The sequence below is a fragment of the Lacisediminihabitans changchengi genome (assembly GCF_016634425.1).
In the GTDB taxonomy this organism is placed as follows: Bacteria; Actinomycetota; Actinomycetes; order Actinomycetales; family Microbacteriaceae; genus Lacisediminihabitans; species Lacisediminihabitans changchengi.
Window position 1 is genome coordinate 101,400 of the sequence record NZ_JAEPES010000006.1, and the last position, 24,430, is coordinate 125,829.

Below are 24,430 nucleotides of genomic sequence, written 5' to 3' on the forward strand. Positions count from 1 at the left end.
GTCAGCGCCCAAGATCGTCCGGGCCTCGCGTCCGGTTCCGGAGCCAGTCATGGCGCAGGATTCGGTCAGCGTCGAGACCGTGCCAGATACCGTGTCTACGGCGACAGACATCCTCGCCGTGCTCACCGCGCCCGCGACCGAGCCTGTCGCCCAGACGCCTGTCGCGGGCACTGCTTCTGTCGCTCCCGAGCAGCCGCTGAGCCGCCGCGCGGCCCGTATGGCCGCGCTGAACGCCGCAGCTCCCGCCGTTCCCCGTTCCGCTGAGCGCGCCGCGCCCCTCGTGACCGAGCCTGTGCAGCCCGTGGCCGCGCCCGCGTCGTCGCGGAGGGCGCAGTCATCCGCCCGCCCGGCTCGCGCCGTTGCCCGACCAGCCGGCCGAACCTCAACGCGCACGGCCCAGCGCCCCCGCCTGCGCCGGGTCGTCCCCAAGATCATCAGCGTCAGTGCCGCGCTCGGCGCCCTCGGGCTGCTCGTCGCGACGTCGCTTCCGGCCAATGCGTTCATGACGAGCTCTGCAGATCTCGAGCAGACCTCCGTGACATCCACCGCCGGCGTGCAGAAGATGGCGACCGTCGATGCCAAGGCCGTCGCCGACGAGGCACCGACCCGCGACAACTACACGGTGCAGACCTCTACCGACCGTTTCCGCACCAGCAGCTCGACCGACTGGTCGTACACCAACGACCCGAACGGCACGATCCAGTGGCCGTTCCCGGTGCAGGTGCCGATCGCCACCGGCTTCGGCCCGCGTCACGTCATCGGCTGTGGCTTCTGTTCCACCTTCCACCTCGGCGTCGACTTCGACCCGGGCCTTGGCGCACCGGTTGGGGCGATCGCCGATGGCGTCGTCACCGAGGTCGACCTGCAGCCCAGCTCACCGCTCGGCAACCACGTCACCATCGAACACACCATCAACGGGCAGAAGATCGAAAGCGTCTACGGGCACATGATCACGGGCTCCGTTCGCGTCGTTGTCGGGCAGGCCGTGAAGGTCACCGACATCGTCGGAGAGACCGGAAGTACGGGGCATTCGACCGGCGCACACCTGCACCTCGAGGTGCACGTGAACGGCGTTCCCGTCGATCCGTTCGCCTGGCTGAAGGCCAACGCGAACTGACGTCCGCGCCTGGACGTTTCCATGCGAAAGTAGCTATTCCGCTCGATGGTCGCTAGCCTTTATGAATCTGTTACCTGGCCCACGCCGGTAGCCGCGCAGATCGCCGAAGAATAAAGGCCCCCTTCCCTTAAGGGTGGCCGATCGCCTGAGGAGCACCCGTCATGTCCGATTACGCCTGTGACGCTGCGTGCACCCCGCGGCTTTTCCCGTCCGCCGGAGCGCGGTAGACGGTGGGGCGCGCAGACATAGGTTCCGGCCCAGACGAGCAGGCACAACTCTCCAGACGCGAGGCGCGTCTCCAGCACGCTGCGACATCCGCTGCTCCCCGTCGTCGTCCGTCGGTGCGCGGCCTGTTCGCGAAGCTGGTGCCCGTGGCAGCGATGCTGTTCGTCGGCGGTCTGATGGTCTCGACCTCCATCCCCGCGAGTGCCGTCTTCACCGCCGATAACTCGGCGTTGCAGGTCGAGCAGCGCGCCGTTGCTGCTCCCGTGCAGGAGATGGATGTCGCCGACGCTGTCGTTCCCGCGACCGCCGCACGCGACTCGTACACCGTCGAGTTGCCGAAGCCGAAGATCGTCCCCGTTCTGGCGGCGAGCCGCGCTGCCGTCGGAATCGCCGGTGGTTCGTATACGAACGACCCGAACGGCACGATCCAGTGGCCGTTCCCGGTCACCGTGCCGATCGCCAGCGGATTCGGGGCCCGCCAGGTGTCGAACTGTGGCTACTGCACCACTTTCCACGAGGGCCTCGACTTCACGCCGGGTAGCGGCGTCGAGATTCAGGCCATCGCCGACGGCGTCGTAGCGAAGGTCGGCTCCGGCGACAGCTACGGCAACAGCGTCTGGATCGACCACGTCATCAACGGCCAGCACATCGTCAGCGGTTACGCGCACATGCTCTCGGGCTCCGTGCGTGTCTCACCCGGTCAGGCCGTCACCGTGGGAACGATCCTCGGCCAGGTCGGCAGCACAGGAGCCTCGACCGGCGCGCACCTGCACCTCGAGATCCACCTCGACGGCACTCCGATAGACCCGTACGCCTGGCTGAAGGCCAACGCGAACTAGTCTCCGTCGCGGCCCCTGAGCTTGTCCAAGGGTGCCTTTCGACAAGCTCAGGCACCGCTCTTACGGTCGCAGCCAGACGGTGACGTCGGCGGGCAGCTGGTCGCCGTCGAACGACTCCGACTCCAGCAGACGGATGCCAGCGGGCAACGCCACCGGCGCGGTGCCAGCATTGGCGATCACTGAGACCCCATTGCTGCGGAACGCGACCACGTCATCCGGGTATCCCTCGAGCCACTCGAGCGTTCCAAAACCGAGGTCGTGTTCGCGACGGAGGCGGAGCGCCAGCTTGTACATCTCGAGGGTCGAGCCGGGGACATCCCTCTGGCGGTCCCGGGCGTATTCGGCCCAGTCTGCTGGCTGTGGCAACCAGCTGTTCGCTCCGGTGCTGAACCCGTAGGAGGGCGCCGCGGACTCCCAGGGGATCGGCACGCGACACCCGTCGCGGCCGTAGCGCTCGCCCGCGGTGCGGCGCCAGGTCGGATCCTGCCGCGAGTGGTCGGGAAGCTCGATGACCTCGGGGAGGCCGAGCTCCTCGCCCTGATAGACGTAGGCGCTGCCGGGCAGGGCCAGCATGAGGGCCGTTGCGGCGCGGGCCCGGCGCAGGCCGAAGGCGCGATCGGGGATGCCCACCGAGCGCGCGCCGAGGCCGTGCCCCTGCGGGTTCTCTGCGGTGAGTGACAGACGGGTCGCATGCCGCACGACGTCGTGGTTCGACAGAACCCAGGTGCTCGGGGCGCCCACGCTGGCGAAGGCGTCGATCGAGGTATCGACGACCTGGCGGATGGCCGGGCCGTTCCAGGGCGTCTCCAGGTAGGAGAAGTTGAAGGCCTGCTGCATCTCGTCCGGCCGCACCCAGCGGGCCAGCTTTCGCAGCGGCTCCACCCAGGCCTCGGCGCACAGCACGCGGTCGCCCGGGTACTCCTCGAGCACGTGGTGCCAATCGCGGTAGATCTCGTGCACGCTGTCTTGCGCCCAGTACGGCGCGGTGACGGGGTCGTTCTCGTCGACGATGAGGTCGAGCGGCATTCCGGCTCCGCCCATGCTTCCGCCGTCGGCGGGCGGCGTGTAGTCGGGCAGCCCGGGCGCCTTCATGAGGCCGTGCGCGACATCCACTCGGAAGCCGTCGACGCCGCGGTCGAGCCAGAACCGCAGGATCCCACGGAATTGCTCGCGCACCCACGGGTCGGTCCAGTCGAGGTCTGGCTGCGAGCTGTCGAACAGGTGAAGGTACCACTGGCCGGGCGTGCCGTCTGGCTCGATCACGCGGGTCCAGGCCGGACCCCCGAAGACCGACTCCCAGTTGTTCGGTGGCAGGTCGCCGCCGGCGCCCTTGCCGTCGCGGAACATGTAGTGTCCACGCTCGACGCTGCCCACGGGCGAGGCCAGCGCGGCCTGGAACCAGTGGTGCTGGTTGGAGGTGTGATTGGGCACGAGGTCGACGATGACCTTCAGGCCGAGCTCATGCGCCTTCCGCTCGAAGATGTCGAAGTCATCGAGTGTTCCGAACAGCGGGTCGACGTCGCAGTAGTCAGAGACGTCGTAGCCGGCGTCCTTCTGCGGGCTGGAGAAGAAGGGGGACAGCCAGACGGCATCCACCCCCAGTTCCTTCAAGGCGGGCAGCCGGGTGGTGATCCCCGGGAGGTCGCCGATGCCATCGTCGTTCAGAGCGTCGGAAAATGAGCGGGGGTAGATCTGGTAGATGACGGCGGAACGCCACCACTCGCTGCCTGTAGCCATTAGAAAACCCTATGGCATGACCCGCGCGAGAATGACAGCGGTTGCACGCCCGCATGCGGGCTACGATCTAACCGCTCTGGACGCGGATGTCCGCGAGCTTCCCGACGACAAGGAGACTCGCGGATGTCCCTGGCCCCGCACCACGACGGCTCGCCCCTCTACGTGTCCGAGGCCGCCCCGGCCCTGGGCGATCGCGTGAGGGTGCGTGTGCGCATCCCCTCGGACTTCGGACCGGTCGCGACCGTGCACACCCGCTCCAACCCCGACCATGAACCGCGGTTTCAGGTCGCCACCAAGGTCGCGATCGCAGACGGCTGGGACTGGTGGGAGGCGGAGATCGAGATCGAGAATCCGGTGCACCGCTACCGGTTTCTGCTGACGCTCGAGGGCGGGAAGTCGCTCTGGCTGAACGCGACCGGCCTGCATTCCATCGAGACGGTGGATGTCGAAGACTTTCGTCTGGTCACCTGGGCGGCACCGCCGGAGTGGGCGACCTCCACCGTGATGTACCAGATCTTCCCGGACCGCTTCGCCCGCTCTGCCGCGGCCGACGCGCGTGAGCTGCCGGAGTGGGCGACGCCGGCGAAATGGACCGACGACGTGATCTACATCGGGGCAGACACCCCGCGGCAGTTCTACGGCGGCGACCTGCTCGGCATCGAGGAGCACCTCGATCACCTGATCTCGCTCGGCGTCACGATGATCTACCTGACGCCCGTGTTTCCCGCGCAGTCGAACCACAGGTACGACGCTCTCTCGTTCGACGAGGTAGACCCGCTGCTCGGCGGCAACGAGGCGCTGGTGAGCCTGGTCGAGGCGGCGCACGAGCGCGGCCTGCGCGTGATCGGAGACCTCACCTCCAACCACAGCGGGGACGCGCACGAATGGTTTCGGGCATCCCATCTGAGCCCTGGAGCGCCGGAGAGCGAGTTCTACTACTGGCTCGACGCCGAGCAGGCGCACTACGTGTCCTGGCTCGGGGTGCCGAGCCTGCCGAAGTTCAACTGGAACTCGTACGAGCTGCGCAGGCGCTTCATCCACGGCCACGACTCGGTGGTGTCGCGGTGGCTGCGCCCGCCGTTCTCGCTCGACGGTTGGCGGGTCGACGTGTCGAACATGACCGGTCGCTACCAGGAGCAGGACCTCAATCAGCAGGTGCGGCGGATAATCCGCGACACGATGGTCGACGCGAACCCCGACACGATCTTGTTGGGGGAGTCGACCAACGATGCGGCGCCCGACTTCGACGGCGACTCCTGGCACGGCGCGATGACCTACGCCAACTTCACCCGTCCCCTCTGGGCCTGGCTGTCGGAGCCGGGCAGCCCAGCGCCCGGCGGCATCGGCATGGCGCTCGGCCGCGTGCCGACCTACACGGGCCAAGAGTTCTACCAGGCGCACGAGCGCTTCACCGCCGCCTTCCCGTGGCGGGTGCGGCTGCACAACATGAATGCGCTCGACACGCACGATACGCCGCGCTTCCGCACCCACGCGCTGCCCGGCACCGTTCCGGTCGCCTTCGGACTCGCGGTCACGCTGCCCGGCATCCCCGTCGTCTTCGCCGGCGACGAGTTCGGGCTCACCGGCGTCGATGGCGAACACTCGCGCACCCCGATTCCCTGGGGGCAGACGGATGCCGCGGCCGAGACCATCACGGAGTACACCGAGCTCATTCACCTCCGCACCGGGCATCCGGCACTGAACGGGGGCGGCGTCCGCTGGCTGCACGTGGGGGAGGACGTGCTGGTCTTCGTACGCGAGGCCGCGGAGGAGTCGGTGCTGGTGGTCGCGGCGCGTGCCGCCGTCGAGGTGACGCTGGCGACGGATGCCGTGGCCGGGAGCCCCGCGACGCTCTATGGATCTGTGACGGCCTCGACATCCGCCGGCCGCCTGCACCTGTCGACCTCCGGCCCGGCGTTCGGAGCCTTCGCGCTGCCGGGGGTATCGCTGCCTGACTTCGCCGACCCGGGGACGATCCTCGCGCTCGACCCGCCCGCGTGACCTGCCCCACACCCTCGTGAGTTGCATGTTTTGGCTGTTCTGAGCGCGTGAGAACAGCCAAAACGCGCAACTCAACCGCAAGTTATCGCTCACCCATCCGAGTTGCATGTTCGGGTGGTTCTGACGCGCGAATAACCACTCGAACGTGCACCTGACGAGCGTGTGGCCGCCGACGTCGGGATGACCCCTCGGCAGATGCTATTCTCTAACGGTGCCAAAATGGCCGCGGGGAAACTTGCGTGCTGATTTTGCCCCCTTAGCTCATTGGTAGAGCACTTCCTTGGTAAGGAAGAGGTAGTGGGTCCGATTCCCACAGGGGGCTCTCGTATCCCGGTTCGCCGGATGCGTCCCGGCGGGGTAGCTCAGGTGGTTAGAGCACACGGCTCATAATCGTGGTGTCGCGGGTTCGAGTCCCGCCCTCGCTACATTCTTTGCGTGCCGGGCTCATGAGTTGTCCGGTCGCTCCCAAGCTCAGGCTCGATATCAATCCGGCCAAAGACGAAGCTTTCGCCGGGGTGATATTCGCTGAAAGTGGGCGTGAACTCGAAGACGAAAGCGATGCGTCGGTAGCTGCGAACCGCGGGGCTCCGATCGCATCGAAGCCCCTGCTTTCGATGACGCGTCCGTTCAGGCGGGGGGAAGAATCTCTCCCGAACCGCGGGCGATGAACTGTGTGGGCACGACGATCTTGCGAATCGGCCCGCGATCACCATCGAGTCGAGCGAACAGCTGGCGTGCGGCGGCGTCTCCAATCCCGGACGGGTTCTGGCTCACGACCGAGATGCCGGGCTCCAAAAGATCTGCCATCGGCAGATCGTCGAAGCCGACCAAGGCGACTCGGCGCTGTAACTCGAGGACGCGAAGAGCCCGGATAGCGCCGATGGTGATCAGGTTCTGACTGCTGAAGATCGCTGTCGGGGGCTGCTCCCGCCGCAGCAGGGCTAGCACCGCCTCGCTTGCCGTCGTCTCATCCTCGAGATTCTCTACGATGGCCGTTTCCCGCGTACTGATGCCCGCCTGGCCGATCTCCCGCAAGAAACCCTCGCGCCGCTGTCCCGCGGTCCAAATGTCAGCCCGGTCTCCGAGAAATGCGATTCGCTGATGCCCCCGGTCGATTAGGTGGCGTGTCGCGAGGGCCGCGCCCTCGACGTTGTCCGATAAAACGGAGTCCGTGTCTATACCCGCTGCCGGTCGGTCGACGAAGACCATCGGCAGCCCACGCTCAATCTCGGGGAGCAGATACGCCTGGCTTGAGCTGGCGCGCGTCAGGATGACCCCGTCTACCCGGCGACGAATGAAAGCCGACACAGCATTGCGCTCGCGCGACGGATCCTCATCGAGGCTCGACGCGAATACCGCGAAGCCCCTCTCGATTGCCCGGTCTTCGACGGCGCGATGGATAGAACCCGCGAACGGGTTCGCGACGCTACCGACGAGAAGCCCTATCGTGCGGGTGACGCCACCCCGACGACGAAGGCTTCCGGCATGGATGTCCGGTTCGTAGTTTAAGTGAGCAATTGCATCGTTCACACGAGCCAGGGTCGCGGCGGATACGTTCGGCTCGGCGTTTATCACACGAGAAACCGTTTTGGTGCCCACGCCCGCGAGACGGGCTACATCTCGCATCGTCGAGCGGCGCGATGACGTTGAGTTGCTATCGGTCAATTGACACCTGTGTCACATTACTAAAACTTCTGCCAGGACGCGCTTGACTCTATCGCCAAAAGGGAATAGAAAAGTGTATTGACACCGATGTCAACGGCCGCGGCCGCCCTCCCAAGAAGGATCATTCAATGTTGAATCGCAGTCCTATGCCCCGCAGAGGCATCCGGATCGCCGCAGTCGTCGCAGCAACGACACTTGCAGCCATCTCACTTACGGCATGTCAAGAGAGCTCCGGCGGTACCGGCGGCGCTAGCGGCAAGGTGGGCGTCGCGCTCATCGTCAAGACCACAACCAACCCGTACTTCGTGGCAATGGAAGACGCGGCGAAAGCGGACGCCTCGAAGGACGGGGTCTCGCTGACTCTCGCCGCTGGCAAGAAAGATGGCGACGCCACCACCCAGATCCAAGCCATCGAGGACTCGATCTCGCGCGGTGACAAAGGAATCCTCATCACCCCGACCGACTCGACCGTCAACACGGCCATCGCGAAGGCACGTAAGGCCGGCATCTACGTCATCGCGCTCGATACCGCGCCCGACCCCGCCAAAGCCGTCGACATCACCTACGCGACCGACAACTTCGCCGCCGGCGAGGCGATCGGCAAGTGGGCCGCCGCACAGCTCAATGGCAAGCCCGCGGTGATCGGTCTGGTCGATCTGTTCAGCGACCAGGTCGCATCCGTCGACTACGACCGCGACCAAGGCTTCCTGACCGGCATGGGCATTCCCACCGCCGACAAGCAGAAGAACGGTGACGAGGCGCCGACCGGCAGTTACACCGGCGGAAAGGGCGGCACCTACAAGATCGCCGGCAACCAAGCTTCGAACGGCGACCAGGCCGACGGTCGCACCGCCATGGAGACCCTGCTGTCGAAGAACTCAGACATCAACGTCGTCTACGCGATCAACGAACCCGCGGCGTACGGCGCCTACCAGGCCCTCAAGGCAGCGGGCAAGGAGAAGACGACGCTGCTCGTCGCGATCGACGGCGGCTGCACCGGCGTCAAGCAGGTCGGGCAAGGAATTATCGGCGCGACGAGCCAGCAGTACCCGTCCAAGATGGCGCAGCTCGGCATGGAGGCGATCGTCAAGCTCGCGAAGAGCGGCAAGAAGCCTTCCGTCTCGGCGGGTCTCGACTTCTTCAACACTGGCTCGAAGCTCGTGACCGACAAGGCAGTGCCCGGGTTGAACAGCATTTCGAGCGCTGACGGCGCCAAGAGCTGCTGGGGCAACTAGCTCGCGCTGTATTCCGGGGTCGGACGCACCGAACACGCGTCCGACCCCTTCCGTTCCTGCGTACAACCCAATTAGGAGTCTTCCGTGACTACTGAAACCGCTCAAACCAGCCCGTCACCGGGCGCGAAGCCCACCGACCTGGCCTCTGAGTTCCTCGACCGCAGCACTCCCCTGAGCAAGCTGCGCAACATCCTGCACCGCTACCCGGCCCTGAGCCCGGCGATCGTTCTCGTTGTCGCCATCGTCATCTTCGGCGTGATCAGTCCGCGCTTCTTCTTCGTCAACAACCTCTCGCTGATCACCCAGCAGGTCGCCGTCGTCGGAACGCTCGCCATCGCCCAGACCCTCGTCATCCTCACCGCCGGTATCGACCTGTCAGTCGGGGCCATCATGACCCTGGTCTCGCTCGTCATCGCACAGACCGCGAGCCAGAACCATGTGCCAGCCCCGATCGCACTCCTGCTCGGACTCATCGTCGGACTGCTCGCCGGGGCTCTCAATGGCGTGCTGGTCACCCGACTCAAGCTCCCGCCGTTCATCGTGACGCTAGGCACGCTGAGCATCTTCGTCGCACTCTCGCTCCTGTACTCGAACAGCGCATCCGTCGTGGGGACCGACATCCCCGCCCTCATCACCGCGACGGGAAAGACCTTCCAGCTGTTCGGGGTCGGCATTACCTACGGCGTCGTCGGCATGCTGGTGCTCTACGTCGTGATGGCTCTCGTTCTCGGGCGAACGGCTTGGGGCAAGCACGTCTACGCGGTCGGGGATGACAAGGAGGCAGCACGTCTCGCCGGCATCAGTGTCAATCGAGTGCTCCTCAGCGTCTACGTCGTCGCCGGCGCCATTCTCGCCGTTGCGGCGTGGATACAGATTGGGCGAGCGGATGCCGCGAGCCCGAACGCTGGCGCAGACCTCAACCTCGACTCAATCACCGCCGTCGTCATCGGCGGCACCAGCCTCTTCGGCGGCCGCGGACAGCTCTGGGGCTCACTTCTCGGCGCGCTCATCGTCGGCGTCTTCCGCAACGGGCTCGCGCTCGCGGGCCTCGACGTGCTCTACCAAACACTTGCCGTCGGCGTTCTCGTCATCGTCGCTGTCGCACTCGACCAGTGGATTCGAAAGGTACGCAGTTGACCATCACCGATAACTCACGACCGGAGTCGGCGCTGCCGTTCACGCAGCCCGTGCTCAAAGCCACCGGACTCGTCAAGACGTACGGCAGGGTCGTCGGCCTCGACGGCGTCGACCTCGAGTTGTACCAGGGCGAAGTGCTCGCCGTCATCGGGGACAACGGCGCGGGCAAGTCGACGCTCATCAAGTGCCTGACCGGAGCCGAAGTGCCAAACGGAGGCGAGATCATCCTGAACGGGAGGGTGATGAACTTCCGTCGGCCGCAAGACGCCAAGCAATACGGGATCGAGACCGTCTACCAGGGGTTGGCAGTCTCGCCAGCCCTCGACATCGCATCCAATCTCTACCTCGGTCGCGAGTTGCGTAAGCCGGGCCTCCTGGGCAGTGTCTTCCGCGTGCTCGACACGAAGCTCATGCGCCAGAACGCCAAGGCAGAGCTCGACCGGCTTGGCATCTCGACACTGCAGGATGTGACGGTGGCCATCGAGAACCTCTCCGGTGGTCAACGCCAGGCCGTCGCGGTGGCGCGAGCTGCCGCCTTCGGGTCGAAGGTCGTGGTGCTGGACGAGCCGACGGCTGCGCTGGGTGTCCGCGAGACCAACCAGGTGCTCGACCTCATTCGTCGGCTGAGGGACGAGGGGATTCCCGTGATCCTCGTCAGCCACAACATGCCGAACGTGTTCGATGTCGCTGACCGCATCCACATCCAGAGGCTGGGCAAGCGGGCGGCCACGATCACCCCGAAAACCCACAGCATGACGGAAGCGGTGGCGATCATGACCGGAGCCACGAGCGCGTGAAAGCCGTCGACCGACGCCGCGTGCTGTACGCGGAGTTCACGGCACTCCCAGGCAAGCGAACGGAGGTCATGGCGCTCATCCAGGCCCTGCGCGATCGCGTGCACGCCGAACCCGGAAACCTCCTGTTCGAGATCAGCACGCGGACGGATCGGCCGGACGGGTTCTTCGTCTACGAGCAGTATCGGGATGCCGCGGCATTCGACTCTCACATCAACGCAGATTATGGGTCGAGGTTCAACGCCGAGCTCACCGCACTGATCGAGGAGGATCACAGCATTATCTCGTGGCTTGAACCGGTGTCGTGAGTCCCCGCGTCCTGGTCGTGGGGGAGGCGCTCGTCGACCTAGTGCAGACCGCTGAAGCGACACAGGTACACGCGGGCGGTAGCCCTCTCAATGTGGCCTACGGTTTAGGGCGCCTCGGCGTGCCCACAGAGCTGCTCACCGAGTTCGGCGACGACGCATACGGAACACTTCTCGCTAGGCACCTCGGTGCAGCGAGCGTGGGTGTCGTGCGCCCCGCCGGCGGGCAGCGCGCGACCTCGTCGGCGACGGCGGTGATTGGAACCGACGGGGCCGCGCGTTACACCTTCGATGTCACTTCGGACCTCGGCCGGCAGCCGCTGACATCACGGGCGCCGTTCATCCACACGGGCTCTATCGCCGCGATGATTCAGCCGAGTGCTCGCTCGATTCTCGAGTTGTTCGCATCCACCGCGAATGACGCAGTCCTCAGTTACGACCCCAACATTCGCCCGGCTGTGATGGGCAAATGGTCGAAAGTCCGCCCAGCGGTCGACGAGTTGATTCGACACTCGCATGTGGTGAAGATGAGCGATGAGGATGCGGCCTGGCTGTTCCCCGACCTGCGACAGGAGGCGGTCATCGACCACGTCTTGTCGCTTGGCGCCTCGCTGGTGGCCCTCACGCTCGGCGCGCACGGCTGCGTCATTGCCTCGCCCGGCGCTCGGATACACCGGCCCGCCAAGCCCACCAAAGTCGTCGACACCGTTGGGGCAGGAGATGCTTTCATGTCCGCATTGCTGTTCGCCATCTCGAGCGAGGTGACCGTGACTCCTGGGTCGCTGGCATCCAGCTCAGCGGTCGCTCTTGCTTCGATTGCGGACACGGCGCTCGCCAGCGCGGCCCTCACTGTCGCGCGAGCCGGTGCGCTCCCTCCGACTCTGCATGAGCTGCTCGGCTCCTCCTCGTCCTTCACCTCGCAACGCTAGGCCGGGTCCACAGCCATGTCTGGTTGGGCGTGCTGACGCAGCGGTAGACCTGTAGTTGCCTGCCGCTCATCGCGTCGTCGCCGTCAGGTCGAGCCGCGGTGAACTTTATCGCCTCGAAGTATTGGGTGTTCTATGACGATTGAAACCGCGCGGTTCCCACAGCTCGTGACTGCGGCGCCTGCGCCAGACGCACCACGGAGTGCCTCGCCGGAGGTGAGGGAGAAGCCGTCGTGCCGCCCGCTTTCGTGGGTGCTTCGTCACACCGTGATGATCGCGGGCGGGCTTCTTTTCGCAGCTGGGTCTCGTGAACACCTTCGTTCCGCTTCTCCTGCCGAAATTCCTCGCGACGGACGCGTTCTTCACATTCCTGATGGCGCAGTTCATCCGCGGAATCCCGAGGGACCCCGACGAAGCCGCCAGGATGGATGGAGATGGCTTCACGGTGATGTAGTCCGCTGCGTGGACGTGTGCCCGCCGGAGTCCACTATTAGCTCCGACAACAGTCGGATCGCCGTCCTTCTCGGTTCATTGGTGCAACGGTTCCCGACCGAGATCACACGAAATACGTTTCGTCGTCGGCCAACTGCAGCCTGAATTTCGCGCCAGGGCTTCCTGGGGCGAATGCGATGTGAGGTTTCGTTGTTCTGGGAGACTTGCGATCATGGCCACCTCTATCTCGCGCTCCTATCTCAATGGAGTGCAGATATATCAGGCGGATCTGCCCGGTGTCTGCTGCGGAACGTTGGTGTTTGGCGTCGGCAAAAGGAATGAGCCGGCGACGCTGTCGGGGATCACTCATCTACTGGAACATCTCCTGCTTCGGCTTATTGAGCCGATCAGCATTGAGCACAGCGCCGTGGTTGGCGACAATTCGTTGACTGTCTATGCGTCGGGTTCCGCGAATGAGGTGGGCCAATTCTTCAGTGACTTCACCCGGGCGGTTGGCCGTCTGGGGGAGATCACCGAACAGGATCTGAAGTTCGAGAAGCGAATCATCCGGATCGAGCATCCGAGCACCTTCGATGAACCCAGCGCTGGCCTGCTGACATATCGATACGGGTTGCACGGCGTCGGCATGGCCACCTTCGGGGCCCCATCCACGGTGGACATGAGCCGTCAGGAGGTCATCGACTGGGCAGCGCGATGGCTTCGGGCGGAAAACGCCTCGATGGCGTTCTCGCAGACGCTGCCGATAACGCTCGATCTCTCCTTGCCTCGCGGACCGGTCGCCCGTGCCGAGCAGCCGAAAGCGTTGCTGGCAACTCCGGCGCTTGTAGCTTCGGCGAAGGATGGTGTGGCCCTGTCGCTGCTCGTGCCCCGCGACGACGCCGATCTCCTGCAGATCGCCCTTCAACACGAACTCTTTATGAGCTTGCGGCACCGTCGGGGTCTGATCTACGACGTCGGAACCTGGACGACGCCAGTGGACGGGGAGTTGTCCGAGCTGGTCTTCGTGCTCGACCCGGAGGACAAGCACATAGACACGACCGTCCGGGTGGTGTCGGACACGGTGAGGGAGATCGCCGCGACGGGGTTCGGTGCGGCAGCAACTGAGAGTGCGCGCATCCACGGGCGCGCGCAAGCGCAACGCACGTTCGCCAGTCTGAACTACCTCGACCGACTTGCTGAAGATGGCCTGCACGGGTGGTCGACCCGCTCGCCCGAGCAGAGCTTCGAAGAGGCCGCAGAAGTGACCTCGGAGCGACTGACCGGCGTCCTTATCGGCAGCGCAGCCTCGGCGATCATCGCGTTCAACGATGGCACTTTTCTCAGCAAGAGGACTGTGAAAAGCCTTGCGCTACCGGTGACGTATCTCACCCCGTGGCAACCATTCGACGACGGCTTTGCGCCGCCCGCAGCCAGCGGCGCACAATCGACCTGGTGTGCCAAAGGTGAGAAGACACGGCTGATTGTCACCGACACGGCTCTGTTCAGCATCGAAGTCGAGCGCACCCGCAGGATTCTGGTCGAAGACATTGTCATGGCTGGCGACCGCTCCTGCGGATGCCTAACGCTTGTCGATTCCCGCGGCCGAAGCATCCAGTTCCAGGCCGACAACTGGAAGCGCCTTCCCAGCCTTAAGCGTCGACTAATAGAGATCCTCGATCCTGCATTGGTTCGAAGCTTCCCCAAGCACTAGCCGCACGGGGGAGTGATGCCGGTCCCCGGGGCCGCGTGACGACCAGCTCGAGTTACGGCATGACAACGACGAGCGACCCTGACGCCCGCCCCGCCCGCAGGTCGGAGAGAGCTCGATCGACTTTGTCGAATGGGTAGACGGTCACCTCGGGAACAAGGGCGAGAGTGTGGGCGATCCGCAGGAATGCGGCACCGTCGGCTCTGGTGTTCGCGGTCACGCTCCTCAGATCGCGTTCGTTGAACAGATCGTGGTCGTAATTCATGGCCGGAATGTCTGACATATGGATGCCAGCAGTCACCACCGTTCCTCCGCGTTTCGTGGCTGCAAGTGCCTGAGGAACGATCGGTCCCGCCGGCGCGAAGATAATCGCGGAGTCCAGTGGTTCAGGAGGCGTCGCCTCCTCGCCGCCTACAAAGGCCGCACCCAGAGTGCGGGCGAGGTTCTGGTTGGCCTCTCCGCGAGTGATCGCGAATATTCGGGCGCCGGCGGCTTGTGCGATCTGGGCGGTCAGGTGGGCGCTGGAACCGAACCCATAGAGCCCGAGGTTGCCGCCGGGGGGAAGCGCCGAGCGCTGAAGCGCCCGATATCCGATGATTCCGGCGCAGAGGAGCGGTGCCGTGGCGACAGGATCCGTCCCGTCCGCGAGGGAGTATGCAAAGGCCGCAGGAACCGTCAGGTATTCGGCGTATCCGCCGTCCGCATCCCACCCTGTGTAGGTAGAAAACGGACAGAGGTTCTCTCGCCCGGAGCGACACCATTCGCAGTCACCGCAGCTGCTCCGAAGCCACGCGGCGCCGACGAGATCCCCGACCGCCAGCGAGGTCACGCTAGAACCTATCGCTGACACCGTTCCGACTACTTGGTGGCCCGGGATCACCCGTGGGCGATGGACGGGTAGTTCGCCGTCCACGACGTGAAGGTCGGTTCGGCAGACACCGCAGGCGAGTACTTTGACTTGGACTTCGCCGGGCTCGGGGTCAGGCATTGGCACGGTGGAAAGTTCCACCGTGCCAGTGCCTAAATTGGACAGCCAGGCTCGCATGGTGGGCATTGTCAGAATGCGGCGCCGATGTCGACGACGTCGATGACCTTCTTGTTGATGAACTCCTGGATGCCGAGGTTCGTGAGTTCGTGACCGTAGCCGGAGTGCTTGATTCCGCCGAAAGGAATATCCGCCTTCACCATCGTGGGATGGTTCACGTACACCATCCCGGTGTCGATCTGGCGTGCCACCTTCTCGCCTTTGACGGTGTCTTTGGTGAACACGGAACCGCCGAGACCGAATGGCGAGTCGTTGGCGATCGCGATCGCGTCGGCCTCGTCCTTGGCACGGAGGACGATCGAGACCGGGCCGAAGAACTCTTCGTAGTAGGAGGGGTTCTTCGGGTTCATTCCGGTGAGAATCGTGGGCTGGAAGAACGCGCCCGTGCTCGGGGCCTTCTTTCCCAGCGTCTCGGCCGTCGCTCCGCCCGCAACCGCTTCTTCGACCTGGACGGCCAGTTTGTCGGCAGCTCCCTGGGATGAGAGCGGGGCCAGGGTAGTGGTGGAGACCATCGGGTCGCCCATGACGAGGGCCGCGACGCCGGTGCGGTACTTGTCCATGAACTCGTCGAAGATCTCATCCACCACGATCAACCGCTTTGCTGAGACACACACCTGGCCCGCGTTCCAATGCCGGCCGAAAACTGCCCACTCAACGGTTTTATCCATGTCGGCGTCGGCGAGCACCACGAAGGCGTCAGATCCACCCAGCTCGAGGGTGCTCTTCTTGACCGCTTTGGCGGCGTATGCGGCGATGATGGCGCCGGCCTCCTCGCTGCCGGTGAGGGCGACTCCGCGAACCCTCGGGTCGTCGATCACGTACTCCGTGAGGGCGTGTGGCAGATAGAGATTTTTGAACGCTCCCGCAGGAAGGCCCGCGCGTGCGAATAGATCATCGAACGCGGCCGCGGCCTGGGGCACATTGCTGGCGTGCTTGAGGAGGATCGTGTTGCCCGCGAGTAGCTGTGGTCCGGCGACACGGACCACCTGGTAATAGGGGAAGTTCCAGGGCTCGACGGTGAGGAGCACTCCGAGCGGTTCCATGACGATCTCGACGGTGCCTTCCGCAGCCAGGGCTACGGGAACCTGTTCGGTTTCCAGTAGCGACCCGCCGTGATCGGCGTAGTACTGCAGGATGTCGGCCGAGAGCTCGACCTCTGCCTCAGCCTCGCTGATCACCTTTCCCATTTCGAGGGTCAGGAGCTCGGCGTAGTGACGTTTGTCGGCACGCAGCAGTTCGGCTGCCTTGGCGAGGACTGCGGTCCTTGTCGAGAACGGGGTCTCTCTCCACGTGAGGAAGGCGTCGTGAGCGGCCGTGATGGCAGCATCCACTTCCTGTTTCGTCGCATCGGGGAAGGTCGCGACGACCTTGTTCGTGTATGGGTTGATGGTCTGGTAGGTCATGTCAGAAAACCTGTTTCCGCAGCGATGCTGCTGCCTAGACTTCGAGCCTCACACCGCCGCCCGGCCCCGGCCGGGACCTAAGGCCCGAACCGTTTCGATGATGATCAGGGACCTAAGTCCTCAGCATCCCGTTCGGCCGGTGTTGGACTGCGTCTATGACCTCCCCGGCTTCAACGGCACCACGCTCGATCACCGTGCCCTCCTCGACGCAACCGCACACATCGGCCGATGACGGCCCGGCTCTGACCGTCGGCGTGCTGGCCGAGACCGCGGCGGGGGAACGGCGAGTAGCCCTCGACCCATCGGCCGCCGATCGTCTGACGAAGGCGGGCCGGGTCGTGTTGGTCGAATCCGGTGCGGGAACCGACGCAACGTTCGAGGATGCCGCATACACAGCGGCGGGCGCGATACTCACTCCGCGCACCCAGATCATCGCGAAGAGCACGATCATTCCGGTCATGCGTTTTCCCGACGCGGAACTCCTTAAAGCGCTGAGGTCGGGACAGGTGCTGATCGGCTTGATTGACCCGATGAATAACCTCACGGCAATCGCCGATCTCGCCACGAGAGGGGTGACCGTGGTCGCCCTCGAACTTCTCCCGCGAACCCTCAGCCGCGCCCAGTCGATGGATGCCTTGAGCTCCCAGTCGAGCGCGGCCGGTTATCGGGCGGGCATCGTGGCAGCTGCAGCATATGCCCGCTACCTCCCGATGATGATCACGGCTGCCGGAACAGCGACGCCCGCGAAGGCCATCGTGATCGGCACCGGGGTCGCCGGACTCCAGGCGATTGGCACTCTGAAGCGTCTCGGCGCAGTAGTGACCGGCTACGACGTTCGTGCGGCCTCACGAGGGGAGGTCGAATCGCTCGGTGCGAAATTCCTTACCTCGTCGGTCGCTCAAGGCGCGGGTGCGGGAGGCTACGCCCGAGCGATGACGGATGCTGAAAAGAAGACGCAGCAGGGCGAACTCGCGAGGGCGCTCGTCGACTTCGACATCATCATCACCACCGCCAAGGTTCCCGGACGCACTCCACCGGAACTCGTCTCGGCCGCCACCCTGAAAAGCCTTCGTGCTGGCTCGGTCTGCGTCGACCTCGGTTCCAGCGACAAAGGTGGCAACGTCTCAGGCTCGGTCGACGGCAAGACCACCGTCACTGCAGAGGGTGTCACCGTGATCGGCGCGGGCGAACTCGCATCCGGACTGCCGGCCTCGGCATCGCAGATGTATGCACGGAACGTGCTCGCTGTCATCGCGTCGCTCGCGCCAAAGAACGTCATTATGGTCGACCAGACCGACGAGGTCACCCAGAACGTCGTCGTGAGCTTCGACGGAGCGATCACCAACGCTTCTGTTCGGAACGCCCTGAAACTCGATCCGCTGCCCGGCGCCGCGGCCCCAGCGAAAGTGACAGCATCATGATCGAGACACTGTTCGGCAACCTCGCCATCTTCGTGCTGAGCCTCCTGGTGGGGGTCGAGGTCATCAGCAAGATCCCCTCGACGCTCCACACCCCGATGATGTCGGCGGCGAACGCCATCCACGGCGTGGTCATCGCCGGCGCCATCGTGATCGCGTCCGTCGCGAACAGCCCGGCCGGGTACGTGCTCACCTTCACCGCTGGAGCGCTCGCCGCAGCGAACGTATTCGGGGGCTATGTCGTCACGGATCGGATGCTGCGGATGTTCACGCGGCCTCAGCCCACCGCCCCGACGGACGTTACCCAGAAAGACGCATCATGAGCATTGTCGAATTCCTCGCGGGCATCCTGTACCTCTCGGCGGCGACCCTCTTCGTGATCGGCCTCCACATGATGCGGGCGCCATCTACAGCACGCCAGGGCAACCTGATCTCTGCTGGTGGCATGACTATCGCGGTGCTGACGACCATCGTCTTCGCTGTGATCGATTCCGGCGGCGATTGGATCGGCTGGGCAGCGCTGATCGTCGGCGCGGCGCTTGGCGCGACATACGGAATAGTTCGAGCGCGAACCGTCAAGATGACGGCCATCCCTCAGCTGGTCAGCATTTTCAACGCGGTGGGTGGCGGGGCAGCGGCTGCCGTCGCATTCGCCGACTTCGTCGCCCACTTGAGCGTGACATCGCTTGACCTCACGATGTCGATTCCCATTGCGCTCGACGTTGCGATCGGGTCCATCACTTTTTCTGGGTCACTCATCGCGGCGGGCAAGCTCCAGGGCATCATCTCGGGAAAGCCGCTCACCTTTCCGGGCGCGCGTGTGATCAACGTGATCGCCGCCGTCATCGCCCTCGGTGCTGGCGTGCTGCTTCTGCTTGTGCCCCCGAACTTGCCCCTCTTGCTGGTCGTGCTCGTGGCATCCCTGATATTCGGCGTGCTCATGGTGCTCCCCATCGGTGGTGCCGACGCCCCCGTCATCGTCTCCCTACTCAATGCGTTCACCGGGCTCGCCGTAGCGATGGCGGGATTCGCGATCGACAACCAGGCGCTCATCATCGCTGGAGCGCTCGTGGGAGCGGCCGGCACGATCCTTACCCTGCAGATGGCGAAAGCCATGAACCGCTCGGTCGGGGCCATCATTCTCGGTGGTTTCGGAACCGGAGACGCGAAGACGACTTCGGGCGCGGCTTCGCAGGACCTCACGAACGTGCGGGTGCTCACTGCTGATGATGTTGCGATCCAGCTGGCGTATGCCCAGCATGTGCTGATCGCCCCCGGCTACGGCCTCGCTGCCGCGCAGGCCCAGCATGAGGTCGCCGAGCTTGCCAAGCTGCTCACCGATCATGGGGTCGACGTCAAGTACGCCATCCACCCCGTCGCGGGTCGCATGCCCGGCCACATGAACGTGCTCCTCGCCGAAGCCAACGTGCCCTACGACCAGATGCTGCAACTCGACGAGGCTAACGCGGCGTTCGACAATTGCGATGTCGCCCTCGTGGTCGGCGCTAACGACGTCTGCAACCCGGATGCGCGAAAGCCAGGAAATGCCGTCTCGGGCATGCCGATCCTGAATGTGGATCACGCGAAGTCGGTCGTCGTGCTCAAACGTTCGATGCGTCCTGGCTATGCCGGAATCAGCAACCCGCTGTTCACGGATCCGAAGACAGGCATGTTCTTCGCTGACGCCAAACAGGGGCTCGCCGACATCACCACAGCGGTCAAGCAATACATCACCGCCTGAACCGCACTCGCGGGCAGAGACACCAGAAAAGAAGGCACATCATGAAGGCTGCAGTCGTCACGTCGTTCACCGCTCCCCTGGAGATCCAGGAGCGAGACATCCCGGAGCCGGGTGCGGATCAGGTGCTCATCCGGATGGAGGCCTGCGGCCTCTGCCACACCGACATCCATGCGTCTCAGGGGGATTGGCCGGTGAAGCCCAAACTGCCGCTCGTTCCCGGCCACGAGGGGGTCGGGATCATCGAGAAGCTTGGTTCGGCGGTCACCGATCGAACGGTAGGTGAACGTGTCGCGATCGCCTGGCTCGGATACGCGTGTGGCGAATGTCGCTACTGCATAGACGGTCGCGAGACGTTGTGCGAAAAGCAGCAGGATAGCGGGTACTCGATCGACGGAGCGTTTGCGGAGTACGCGGTCGCCAGCGCGAAATACGTCGTTCCTGTGCCCGACGGCATCAGCTCGATGGATGCCGCCCCGCTCACCTGCGCCGGGCTGACCACCTACAAAGCGCTGAAGGTCGCCCACATCAGGCCGACCGAACTGGTTGGTGTCTTCGGCATCGGCGGACTCGGCCACCTCGGAGTTCAGTACGCCCAAATCATGGGCGGCACGGTGGTCGCGATCGACATTGAGAAGCCCAAGCTCGACCTCGCCAAAGAACTCGGTGCAACGCACGCGATCAATGCCGCGACCTCCGATCCCATGGTCGAGATCCAAAAACTCGGTGGCCTTGACGTCGCGCTCGTGCTGGCACCGTCCGCGAAGGTGTTCGAGCAGGCCTTCGGCTCGCTCCGTCGAGGCGGGCGGCTTGTCTGTGTCGCTATGCCCGCTGTCGGCGCCATGGAGATCCCCATCTTCGAGACGGTGATCAAGGGAATCTCGATCATCGGCTCCATCGTGGGAACTCGCCAGGACCTCGCGGAGGTGTTCGCCCTCCACGCGGCGGGCAGGACGCGAGTGGTCGAGCAAGCTCGCGCCCTCGATGACGTCAACGCCTCCATGGCGGAAGTGCTCTCCGGGGCGATCCCCGCTCGTCTGGTCTTCGATTTTGTTCACGCGCCGATCGCCGTTGCATAACGGCGCAGAGTCATTGGCCGGTCGGGAATACCCCATGTCGCATGAGCGAACGCAAGAAGGCTGGTCTCCCCAGGGGCCGGTGACGGAGCTCTCCGATGACTCCGCATGGAAATTGTTGGAAGAGAGAAACTTCGGTCACCTGGGGCTCAGCCACAACGACCTCCCGGATATCTACCCGGTCAACTACGCCGTCGACCACCGCACGATCCTCTTTCGTACTGCGGCGGGGGAAAAGCTCCACGAACTCACCGACAATAGGCACGTGGTGTTCGAGGTAGACAGCGAGACATCGAACGGTACCTGGAGTGTCATAGCGAAAGGACACGCGAAAGCGCTGACCCACGACCCTGAGCTCGTCGAACGGGTGGCTGATGCCTTCCCCCCGTGGATTCCCATCGAGCCATTTGTGTTCGTGAGGATCACGGCCGAATCAATTCGCGGGCGTCAGTTCACGCGCCATGTTCCGGTCGCTCGCCGGCGTTAGTTAACCGAATAGCCGCCGCCGATCCGTTCGTGGCGTGCATCTTCACCGAGCGCGAGGAGGAATACCCAAACGCCTGCGGGTGCAGGTAGCCGGCCGGACTGATGTCGTCACGCAGGAATGGAATCAGCCGGTCGGCGCTTAGAGCTACCCATGACCTCGTCACCAGACCGTCGCGGCTGGCTGGGTGTGCTTTCTGTTGCGCTCGGTTCGTTCGTACTCGTCCTCTCCGAATTTCTTCCCATCGGGCTGCTGCCCGCAATCTCATCGGGCCTCCACGTGAGTATCGGCACAGCCGGTCTCATGGTGGTGGCCACTGGTCTCGCCGGTGCTGTCGCGGCACCGGTGGTAACGGTATTCACTTCCCGAGTCGATCGCCGGGTGGTGCTCGTCGGACTGTCTATTCTGCTCGTCGTGGCGGATGGGCTCGCGGCCGTCAGCCAGTCCTTCGTCGTGCTGCTGATTGCTCGCCTGCTGCTCGGCATCGGTATCGGCGGCTTCTGGGCGATCGGCGCCGGCGTCGCCGGGCGGCTGGTGAAGCCGGCATCCGTCATCCGGGCAACCTCGTTCATCACCGCGGGTATCTCGATCGCGACCGTCGTCAGCCTCCCGCTCGGGGCCTTGGTGTCATCCCTCGCAAGTTGGCGTCTCGCCTTCGTGATCGGCGGCGGGTTGGGGCTCGTTGCTCTGGTGCTGCAGCTGATTCTGCTGCCGAGCATCCCTGCGCTTCAGCGCGTGCGTTTCGCCACCCTGGGCACTCTGCTCACGATTCCGCGAGCCCGCCTCGGACTCATCACCACCGTCTTCGTGTTCGCGGCCCAGTTCGCGGCATACACGTATGTCGCGCCCTATCTGAAGCAACTGGTCGGGGTTGGGCCGGAGACGGTGACGCTCGCGCTTCTCGTGTTCGGCATCGCCGGGATCGCCGGTAATTTCGTTGCCGGCGTGACGCTGAGTCGGTCGGTGATCGGCACACTCAGTGTCGCCAAGTTCGTGCTTGCCGGAGCCGTGGTCTTGCTGCCGCTTCTCGCGCACTCGGTGGTGGGTGTCTTCATCCTGCTGGTGGTGTGGGGAATCGTGTGGGGCGCGCTCCCGCTCGGGGCTCAGACCTGGATGGCGGGCGCGTCACCGAACGGCGTCGAGAGTGGTCTCGCACTGTTCGTCACCACAATCCAGTTGGCGATCGCCGCCGGATCGGTGCTGGGCGGGGTTGCCGTCACGCAGCTCGGACTCGCGGCCGATTTCTGGCTCGCGGGTGGCGTCGCCGTCATCGGTGCGATCGTGCTGATCACGCTCGGCTTCCGCCGTTCCAACGCCATTGCGCCGGTGAGTGCGGCTACAGGGCCGGTGGCCGTCGTCGATTCGGTGCGCGCCTGACCCGCTGACGCGATTCACATCGCTCGGGAGAAGTCCGTGGGCGACATCATGATCGATTGGATGTCGGCGACGATCTCGCCCCCTTCGATAGACGTCGCCTTCGCCGCCTGCCACGCGGGGTCGGCCTGAAAAGCCGCCCAGTTGAGTGCCGGGTCGCCGTCGTGCCGCAGCACATAGATGAGCGTGTCCGCATCCGAGTCCGAGACCCAGTAGCCGAGGCTCACCATGCCGTGTGTGGCGAAGATCGCGTCGGTGTGGTCGCGGAATCGGGCGAGCAGCGAGTCTATACGGCCGGGGGTCGAGCGATAGGTGCGCAGTTCGAAAGTCATGGTGCGACCGTACTCCGCTGACGAGCAGCGAACGCACCGCGGTCGCGAGAAGGGGGCGGCGGTTCGGCGGCGTACGCTGGGCCTCCAACCGATCATGCCGCTTCGAAGGAGAAGCCGTGCGCGCAGCAGCAGATGTTCGACGGGTGTCGCCCTGGCGGGTCGGCGTCGTCTCGGGCATGGCGTCGTACATCGACGCGGCGGCCATCTCCGGGTTCGCCGGAGCGATCGTGATCTTCCAGACCACGCTGCTGTTCACCGCCGTGCAGATCGGCGTTACGGCGGGCGCGCTCACCGGCGGCATCGCGCTCGGCGCCGTAACGGGGGGACGGTTGGGGGACCGGTATGGGCGCAAGCCGGTGTTCATGGCCACGATGGCCACCATCGTTATCGGGGCCGTGGCGCTCATCTTCGCCCCGTCGTTCGCTGTCGTTCTGGTCGGTGCGGCACTGGTCGGGTTGGGGGCCGGGGCAGACCTGCCGGTCTCGCTCTCGACGATCGCCGAGGCGGCGGATGATGGCAACCGTGGCAAGATCTTGGCCCTGTCGCAGATCCTGTGGGTCGCCGGCATCATCATGAACGGGGTCATCACCGCCCTGGTCGCGAATCTGGGCAGGCTCGGCACCGCGATCATCTTCGGCCACCTCGCCGTAGCGGCCCTTGTGACGCTGATCGCGCGGTTCTCGATTCCCGAATCGGCGTCATGGACCTCCGCCCGCCGGGAACGTGCGGAAGGCATCCTCACCGTGCGGGCCAGAAAAGCCGGGGTTCGCGAGCTCGCGCGATCGCCATACGCGGTGCCATTCGCCGCACTTATCGTGTTCTATTCGCTGACCAATCTCGCGTCGAACTCGGTCGGACAGTTCGGTTCGTTTGTCGCCGTGAACTACGGCGGAATCCCCCTCGGGGTGGCGACTGTCGCAGGATTGCCGATTGTGCCGGTGGCCATCGCCTCGTCGATCGTCTTCCTGCGCATCGCCGACCGGCCCGTCCGCTTCGCATTCTTCAGGGTGGGTGCGTGCCTGCAGGTGGCGTCGCCGCTGTTCTACGTCTTCTTCGGCGTGCAGCTCTGGACGCTCATCGCCAGCGGGCTCGTGACCGCCGTCGCCGCGGCCTTCGCCTTCGAGGGCATCATGAAGATCTGGACGCAGTCATCGTTCCCCACCCTGCTGCGAACGACGGCGCAGGGCAGCATCATCGGCGTCGCGAGACTCGTCGCGGCGCTATTCGCCGTGGTGACACCGATCCTGCTGCAGGCGGTCGGCGTGCGCGTCGTGTGGGGCATCCTCTCGCTGCTGTGCGCCGTGGGAGGCCTCTGGGCATGGTCGGTGTTCCGCACCCGTGATCGGCACAGCGAATTCGACACGGAGACCGCGACCGTGCCGGATGCGACGGTGCAGCCGGCTACGGCGCCGGCCGGAACTGCAGGCTCAGCAGCGTGA

The 24,430-nt window shown here is 64.8% G+C and carries 21 protein-coding genes, 2 tRNA genes and 1 pseudogene; 19 read left to right on the forward strand and 5 right to left on the reverse strand.

Annotated elements, in window-relative coordinates:
* Nucleotides 1-49: 49 nt before the first annotated feature.
* Together IV501_RS15475 and IV501_RS15480 are read left to right on the forward strand one after the other, a co-directional pair.
* On the forward strand, nt 50-1,117 hold the full coding sequence (locus IV501_RS15475; RefSeq protein ID WP_200557227.1) for a peptidoglycan DD-metalloendopeptidase family protein: 1,068 nt from the start codon (nt 50-52) through the stop codon (nt 1,115-1,117).
* Between the two features lie 230 nt (nt 1,118-1,347).
* Entirely contained in the window at nt 1,348-2,181 is an 834-nt protein-coding gene (locus IV501_RS15480; protein WP_200557228.1) for a M23 family metallopeptidase, read from the forward strand.
* A gap of 60 nt (nt 2,182-2,241) precedes the next feature.
* On the opposite strand, the gene IV501_RS15485 is transcribed toward IV501_RS15480, so the two are convergent.
* On the reverse strand, nt 2,242-3,918 hold the full coding sequence (locus tag IV501_RS15485) for a glycoside hydrolase family 13 protein (protein WP_200557229.1): 1,677 nt from the start codon (nt 3,916-3,918) through the stop codon (nt 2,242-2,244).
* Between the two features lie 123 nt (nt 3,919-4,041).
* Here IV501_RS15485 and IV501_RS15490 point away from each other — a divergent pair, with 123 nt between their 5' ends.
* The 3 genes from IV501_RS15490 to IV501_RS15500 all read left to right on the forward strand — a co-directional run bounded on the left by IV501_RS15490 (nt 4,042) and on the right by IV501_RS15500 (nt 6,344).
* Nucleotides 4,042-5,919 carry a glycoside hydrolase family 13 protein gene (locus IV501_RS15490; RefSeq protein WP_200557230.1) on the forward strand — a complete coding sequence of 626 codons (1,878 nt, stop codon included), beginning with the start codon at nt 4,042-4,044 and terminating at the stop codon, nt 5,917-5,919.
* A gap of 250 nt (nt 5,920-6,169) precedes the next feature.
* A tRNA-Thr gene (locus IV501_RS15495) sits at nt 6,170-6,241 on the forward strand.
* 29 nt (nt 6,242-6,270) lie between these two features.
* Nucleotides 6,271-6,344 (forward strand) — tRNA-Met (locus tag IV501_RS15500).
* A gap of 202 nt (nt 6,345-6,546) precedes the next feature.
* On the opposite strand, the gene IV501_RS15505 is transcribed toward IV501_RS15500, so the two are convergent.
* Nucleotides 6,547-7,545 carry a LacI family DNA-binding transcriptional regulator gene (locus tag IV501_RS15505; RefSeq protein ID WP_200557332.1) on the reverse strand — a complete coding sequence of 333 codons (999 nt, stop codon included), beginning with the start codon at nt 7,543-7,545 and terminating at the stop codon, nt 6,547-6,549.
* A 167-nt stretch (nt 7,546-7,712) separates the two neighbouring features.
* Here IV501_RS15505 and IV501_RS15510 point away from each other — a divergent pair, with 167 nt between their 5' ends.
* The 7 genes and pseudogenes from IV501_RS15510 (at nt 7,713) to IV501_RS15540 (ending at nt 14,124) form a co-directional block, all read left to right on the forward strand.
* Nucleotides 7,713-8,819 (forward strand): substrate-binding domain-containing protein, encoded by a 1,107-nt coding sequence (locus tag IV501_RS15510; RefSeq protein WP_200557231.1) that lies wholly within the window; start codon nt 7,713-7,715, stop codon nt 8,817-8,819.
* An 84-nt stretch (nt 8,820-8,903) separates the two neighbouring features.
* Nucleotides 8,904-9,956, forward strand: a complete 1,053-nt coding sequence (locus IV501_RS15515) for an ABC transporter permease (protein WP_200557232.1) — start codon at nt 8,904-8,906, stop codon at nt 9,954-9,956.
* Between the two features lie 2 nt (nt 9,957-9,958).
* On the forward strand, nt 9,959-10,753 hold the full coding sequence (locus IV501_RS15520) for an ATP-binding cassette domain-containing protein (RefSeq protein ID WP_307812366.1): 795 nt from the start codon (nt 9,959-9,961) through the stop codon (nt 10,751-10,753).
* A complete protein-coding gene (locus IV501_RS15525; protein ID WP_307812348.1) occupies nt 10,750-11,058 on the forward strand; it encodes a putative quinol monooxygenase in 309 nt (102 codons plus the stop codon). The genes IV501_RS15520 and IV501_RS15525 overlap by 4 nt, the downstream gene beginning before the upstream one ends.
* Nucleotides 11,055-11,984, forward strand: a complete 930-nt coding sequence (locus IV501_RS15530) for a PfkB family carbohydrate kinase (protein WP_200557234.1) — start codon at nt 11,055-11,057, stop codon at nt 11,982-11,984. Before IV501_RS15525 ends, IV501_RS15530 begins: the two co-directional genes overlap by 4 nt.
* Before the next feature lie 286 nt (nt 11,985-12,270).
* A pseudogene (locus IV501_RS15535) lies at nt 12,271-12,420 on the forward strand (carbohydrate ABC transporter permease); the annotation flags it as partial.
* Nucleotides 12,421-12,645: 225 nt separating this feature from the next.
* Nucleotides 12,646-14,124, forward strand: coding sequence for a peptidase M16 family protein (locus IV501_RS15540; RefSeq protein WP_200557235.1), 1,479 nt, complete (start codon nt 12,646-12,648; stop codon nt 14,122-14,124).
* Between the two features lie 52 nt (nt 14,125-14,176).
* On the opposite strand, the gene IV501_RS15545 is transcribed toward IV501_RS15540, so the two are convergent.
* Both IV501_RS15545 and IV501_RS15550 read right to left on the reverse strand, forming a co-directional pair.
* A complete protein-coding gene (locus tag IV501_RS15545; RefSeq protein WP_307812349.1) occupies nt 14,177-15,175 on the reverse strand; it encodes a zinc-dependent alcohol dehydrogenase family protein in 999 nt (332 codons plus the stop codon).
* Nucleotides 15,176-15,177: 2 nt separating this feature from the next.
* Entirely contained in the window at nt 15,178-16,569 is a 1,392-nt protein-coding gene (locus IV501_RS15550; protein WP_200557237.1) for an NAD-dependent succinate-semialdehyde dehydrogenase, read from the reverse strand.
* A gap of 155 nt (nt 16,570-16,724) precedes the next feature.
* Between IV501_RS15550 and IV501_RS15555 the strand changes: the two genes are divergently transcribed.
* The 6 genes from IV501_RS15555 (at nt 16,725) to IV501_RS15580 (ending at nt 22,662) form a co-directional block, all read left to right on the forward strand.
* Nucleotides 16,725-17,990, forward strand: a complete 1,266-nt coding sequence (locus IV501_RS15555; RefSeq protein ID WP_200557238.1) for a Rossmann-fold NAD(P)-binding domain-containing protein — start codon at nt 16,725-16,727, stop codon at nt 17,988-17,990.
* Nucleotides 17,987-18,310, forward strand: coding sequence for an NAD(P) transhydrogenase subunit alpha part 2 (locus tag IV501_RS15560; protein WP_200557239.1), 324 nt, complete (start codon nt 17,987-17,989; stop codon nt 18,308-18,310). Before IV501_RS15555 ends, IV501_RS15560 begins: the two co-directional genes overlap by 4 nt.
* Nucleotides 18,307-19,728, forward strand: a complete 1,422-nt coding sequence (locus IV501_RS15565; RefSeq protein ID WP_200557240.1) for an NAD(P)(+) transhydrogenase (Re/Si-specific) subunit beta — start codon at nt 18,307-18,309, stop codon at nt 19,726-19,728. The genes IV501_RS15560 and IV501_RS15565 overlap by 4 nt, the downstream gene beginning before the upstream one ends.
* Before the next feature lie 41 nt (nt 19,729-19,769).
* Nucleotides 19,770-20,804 carry an alcohol dehydrogenase AdhP gene (adhP, locus tag IV501_RS15570; RefSeq protein WP_200557241.1) on the forward strand — a complete coding sequence of 345 codons (1,035 nt, stop codon included), beginning with the start codon at nt 19,770-19,772 and terminating at the stop codon, nt 20,802-20,804.
* A gap of 79 nt (nt 20,805-20,883) precedes the next feature.
* Entirely contained in the window at nt 20,884-21,288 is a 405-nt protein-coding gene (locus IV501_RS15575) for a pyridoxamine 5'-phosphate oxidase family protein (protein WP_200557242.1), read from the forward strand.
* Between the two features lie 150 nt (nt 21,289-21,438).
* Nucleotides 21,439-22,662: an MFS transporter gene (locus IV501_RS15580; RefSeq protein ID WP_200557243.1), complete on the forward strand. Its 1,224-nt coding sequence runs from the start codon at nt 21,439-21,441 to the stop codon at nt 22,660-22,662.
* A 14-nt stretch (nt 22,663-22,676) separates the two neighbouring features.
* Here the strand turns inward: IV501_RS15580 and IV501_RS15585 are convergent, their stop codons facing one another.
* Complete coding sequence (locus IV501_RS15585) at nt 22,677-22,991, reverse strand: NIPSNAP family protein (RefSeq protein ID WP_200557244.1); 315 nt, start codon at nt 22,989-22,991, stop codon at nt 22,677-22,679.
* Nucleotides 22,992-23,107: 116 nt separating this feature from the next.
* Here IV501_RS15585 and IV501_RS15590 point away from each other — a divergent pair, with 116 nt between their 5' ends.
* Nucleotides 23,108-24,430: an MFS transporter gene (locus IV501_RS15590; RefSeq protein ID WP_307812350.1), complete on the forward strand. Its 1,323-nt coding sequence runs from the start codon at nt 23,108-23,110 to the stop codon at nt 24,428-24,430.

Excerpts from the sequence above, each read along its gene's own strand:
- adhP (WP_200557241.1), top strand. The coding sequence starts at position 19,770 with ATGAAGGCTGCAGTCGTCACGTCGTTCACCGCTCCCCTGGAGATCCAG.
- IV501_RS15555 (WP_200557238.1), top strand. The coding sequence starts at position 16,725 with ATGACCTCCCCGGCTTCAACGGCACCACGCTCGATCACCGTGCCCTCC.
- IV501_RS15560 (WP_200557239.1), top strand. The coding sequence starts at position 17,987 with ATGATCGAGACACTGTTCGGCAACCTCGCCATCTTCGTGCTGAGCCTC.
- IV501_RS15485 (WP_200557229.1), bottom strand. The coding sequence starts at position 3,918 with ATGGCTACAGGCAGCGAGTGGTGGCGTTCCGCCGTCATCTACCAGATC.
- IV501_RS15580 (WP_200557243.1), top strand. The coding sequence starts at position 21,439 with ATGACCTCGTCACCAGACCGTCGCGGCTGGCTGGGTGTGCTTTCTGTT.
- IV501_RS15510 (WP_200557231.1), top strand. The coding sequence starts at position 7,713 with ATGTTGAATCGCAGTCCTATGCCCCGCAGAGGCATCCGGATCGCCGCA.
- IV501_RS15585 (WP_200557244.1), bottom strand. The coding sequence starts at position 22,991 with ATGACTTTCGAACTGCGCACCTATCGCTCGACCCCCGGCCGTATAGAC.
- IV501_RS15490 (WP_200557230.1), top strand. The coding sequence starts at position 4,042 with ATGTCCCTGGCCCCGCACCACGACGGCTCGCCCCTCTACGTGTCCGAG.
- IV501_RS15505 (WP_200557332.1), bottom strand. The coding sequence starts at position 7,545 with ATGCGAGATGTAGCCCGTCTCGCGGGCGTGGGCACCAAAACGGTTTCT.
- IV501_RS15540 (WP_200557235.1), top strand. The coding sequence starts at position 12,646 with ATGGCCACCTCTATCTCGCGCTCCTATCTCAATGGAGTGCAGATATAT.
- IV501_RS15545 (WP_307812349.1), bottom strand. The coding sequence starts at position 15,175 with ATGCCCACCATGCGAGCCTGGCTGTCCAATTTAGGCACTGGCACGGTG.
- IV501_RS15475 (WP_200557227.1), top strand. The coding sequence starts at position 50 with ATGGCGCAGGATTCGGTCAGCGTCGAGACCGTGCCAGATACCGTGTCT.
- IV501_RS15550 (WP_200557237.1), bottom strand. The coding sequence starts at position 16,569 with ATGACCTACCAGACCATCAACCCATACACGAACAAGGTCGTCGCGACC.
- IV501_RS15565 (WP_200557240.1), top strand. The coding sequence starts at position 18,307 with ATGAGCATTGTCGAATTCCTCGCGGGCATCCTGTACCTCTCGGCGGCG.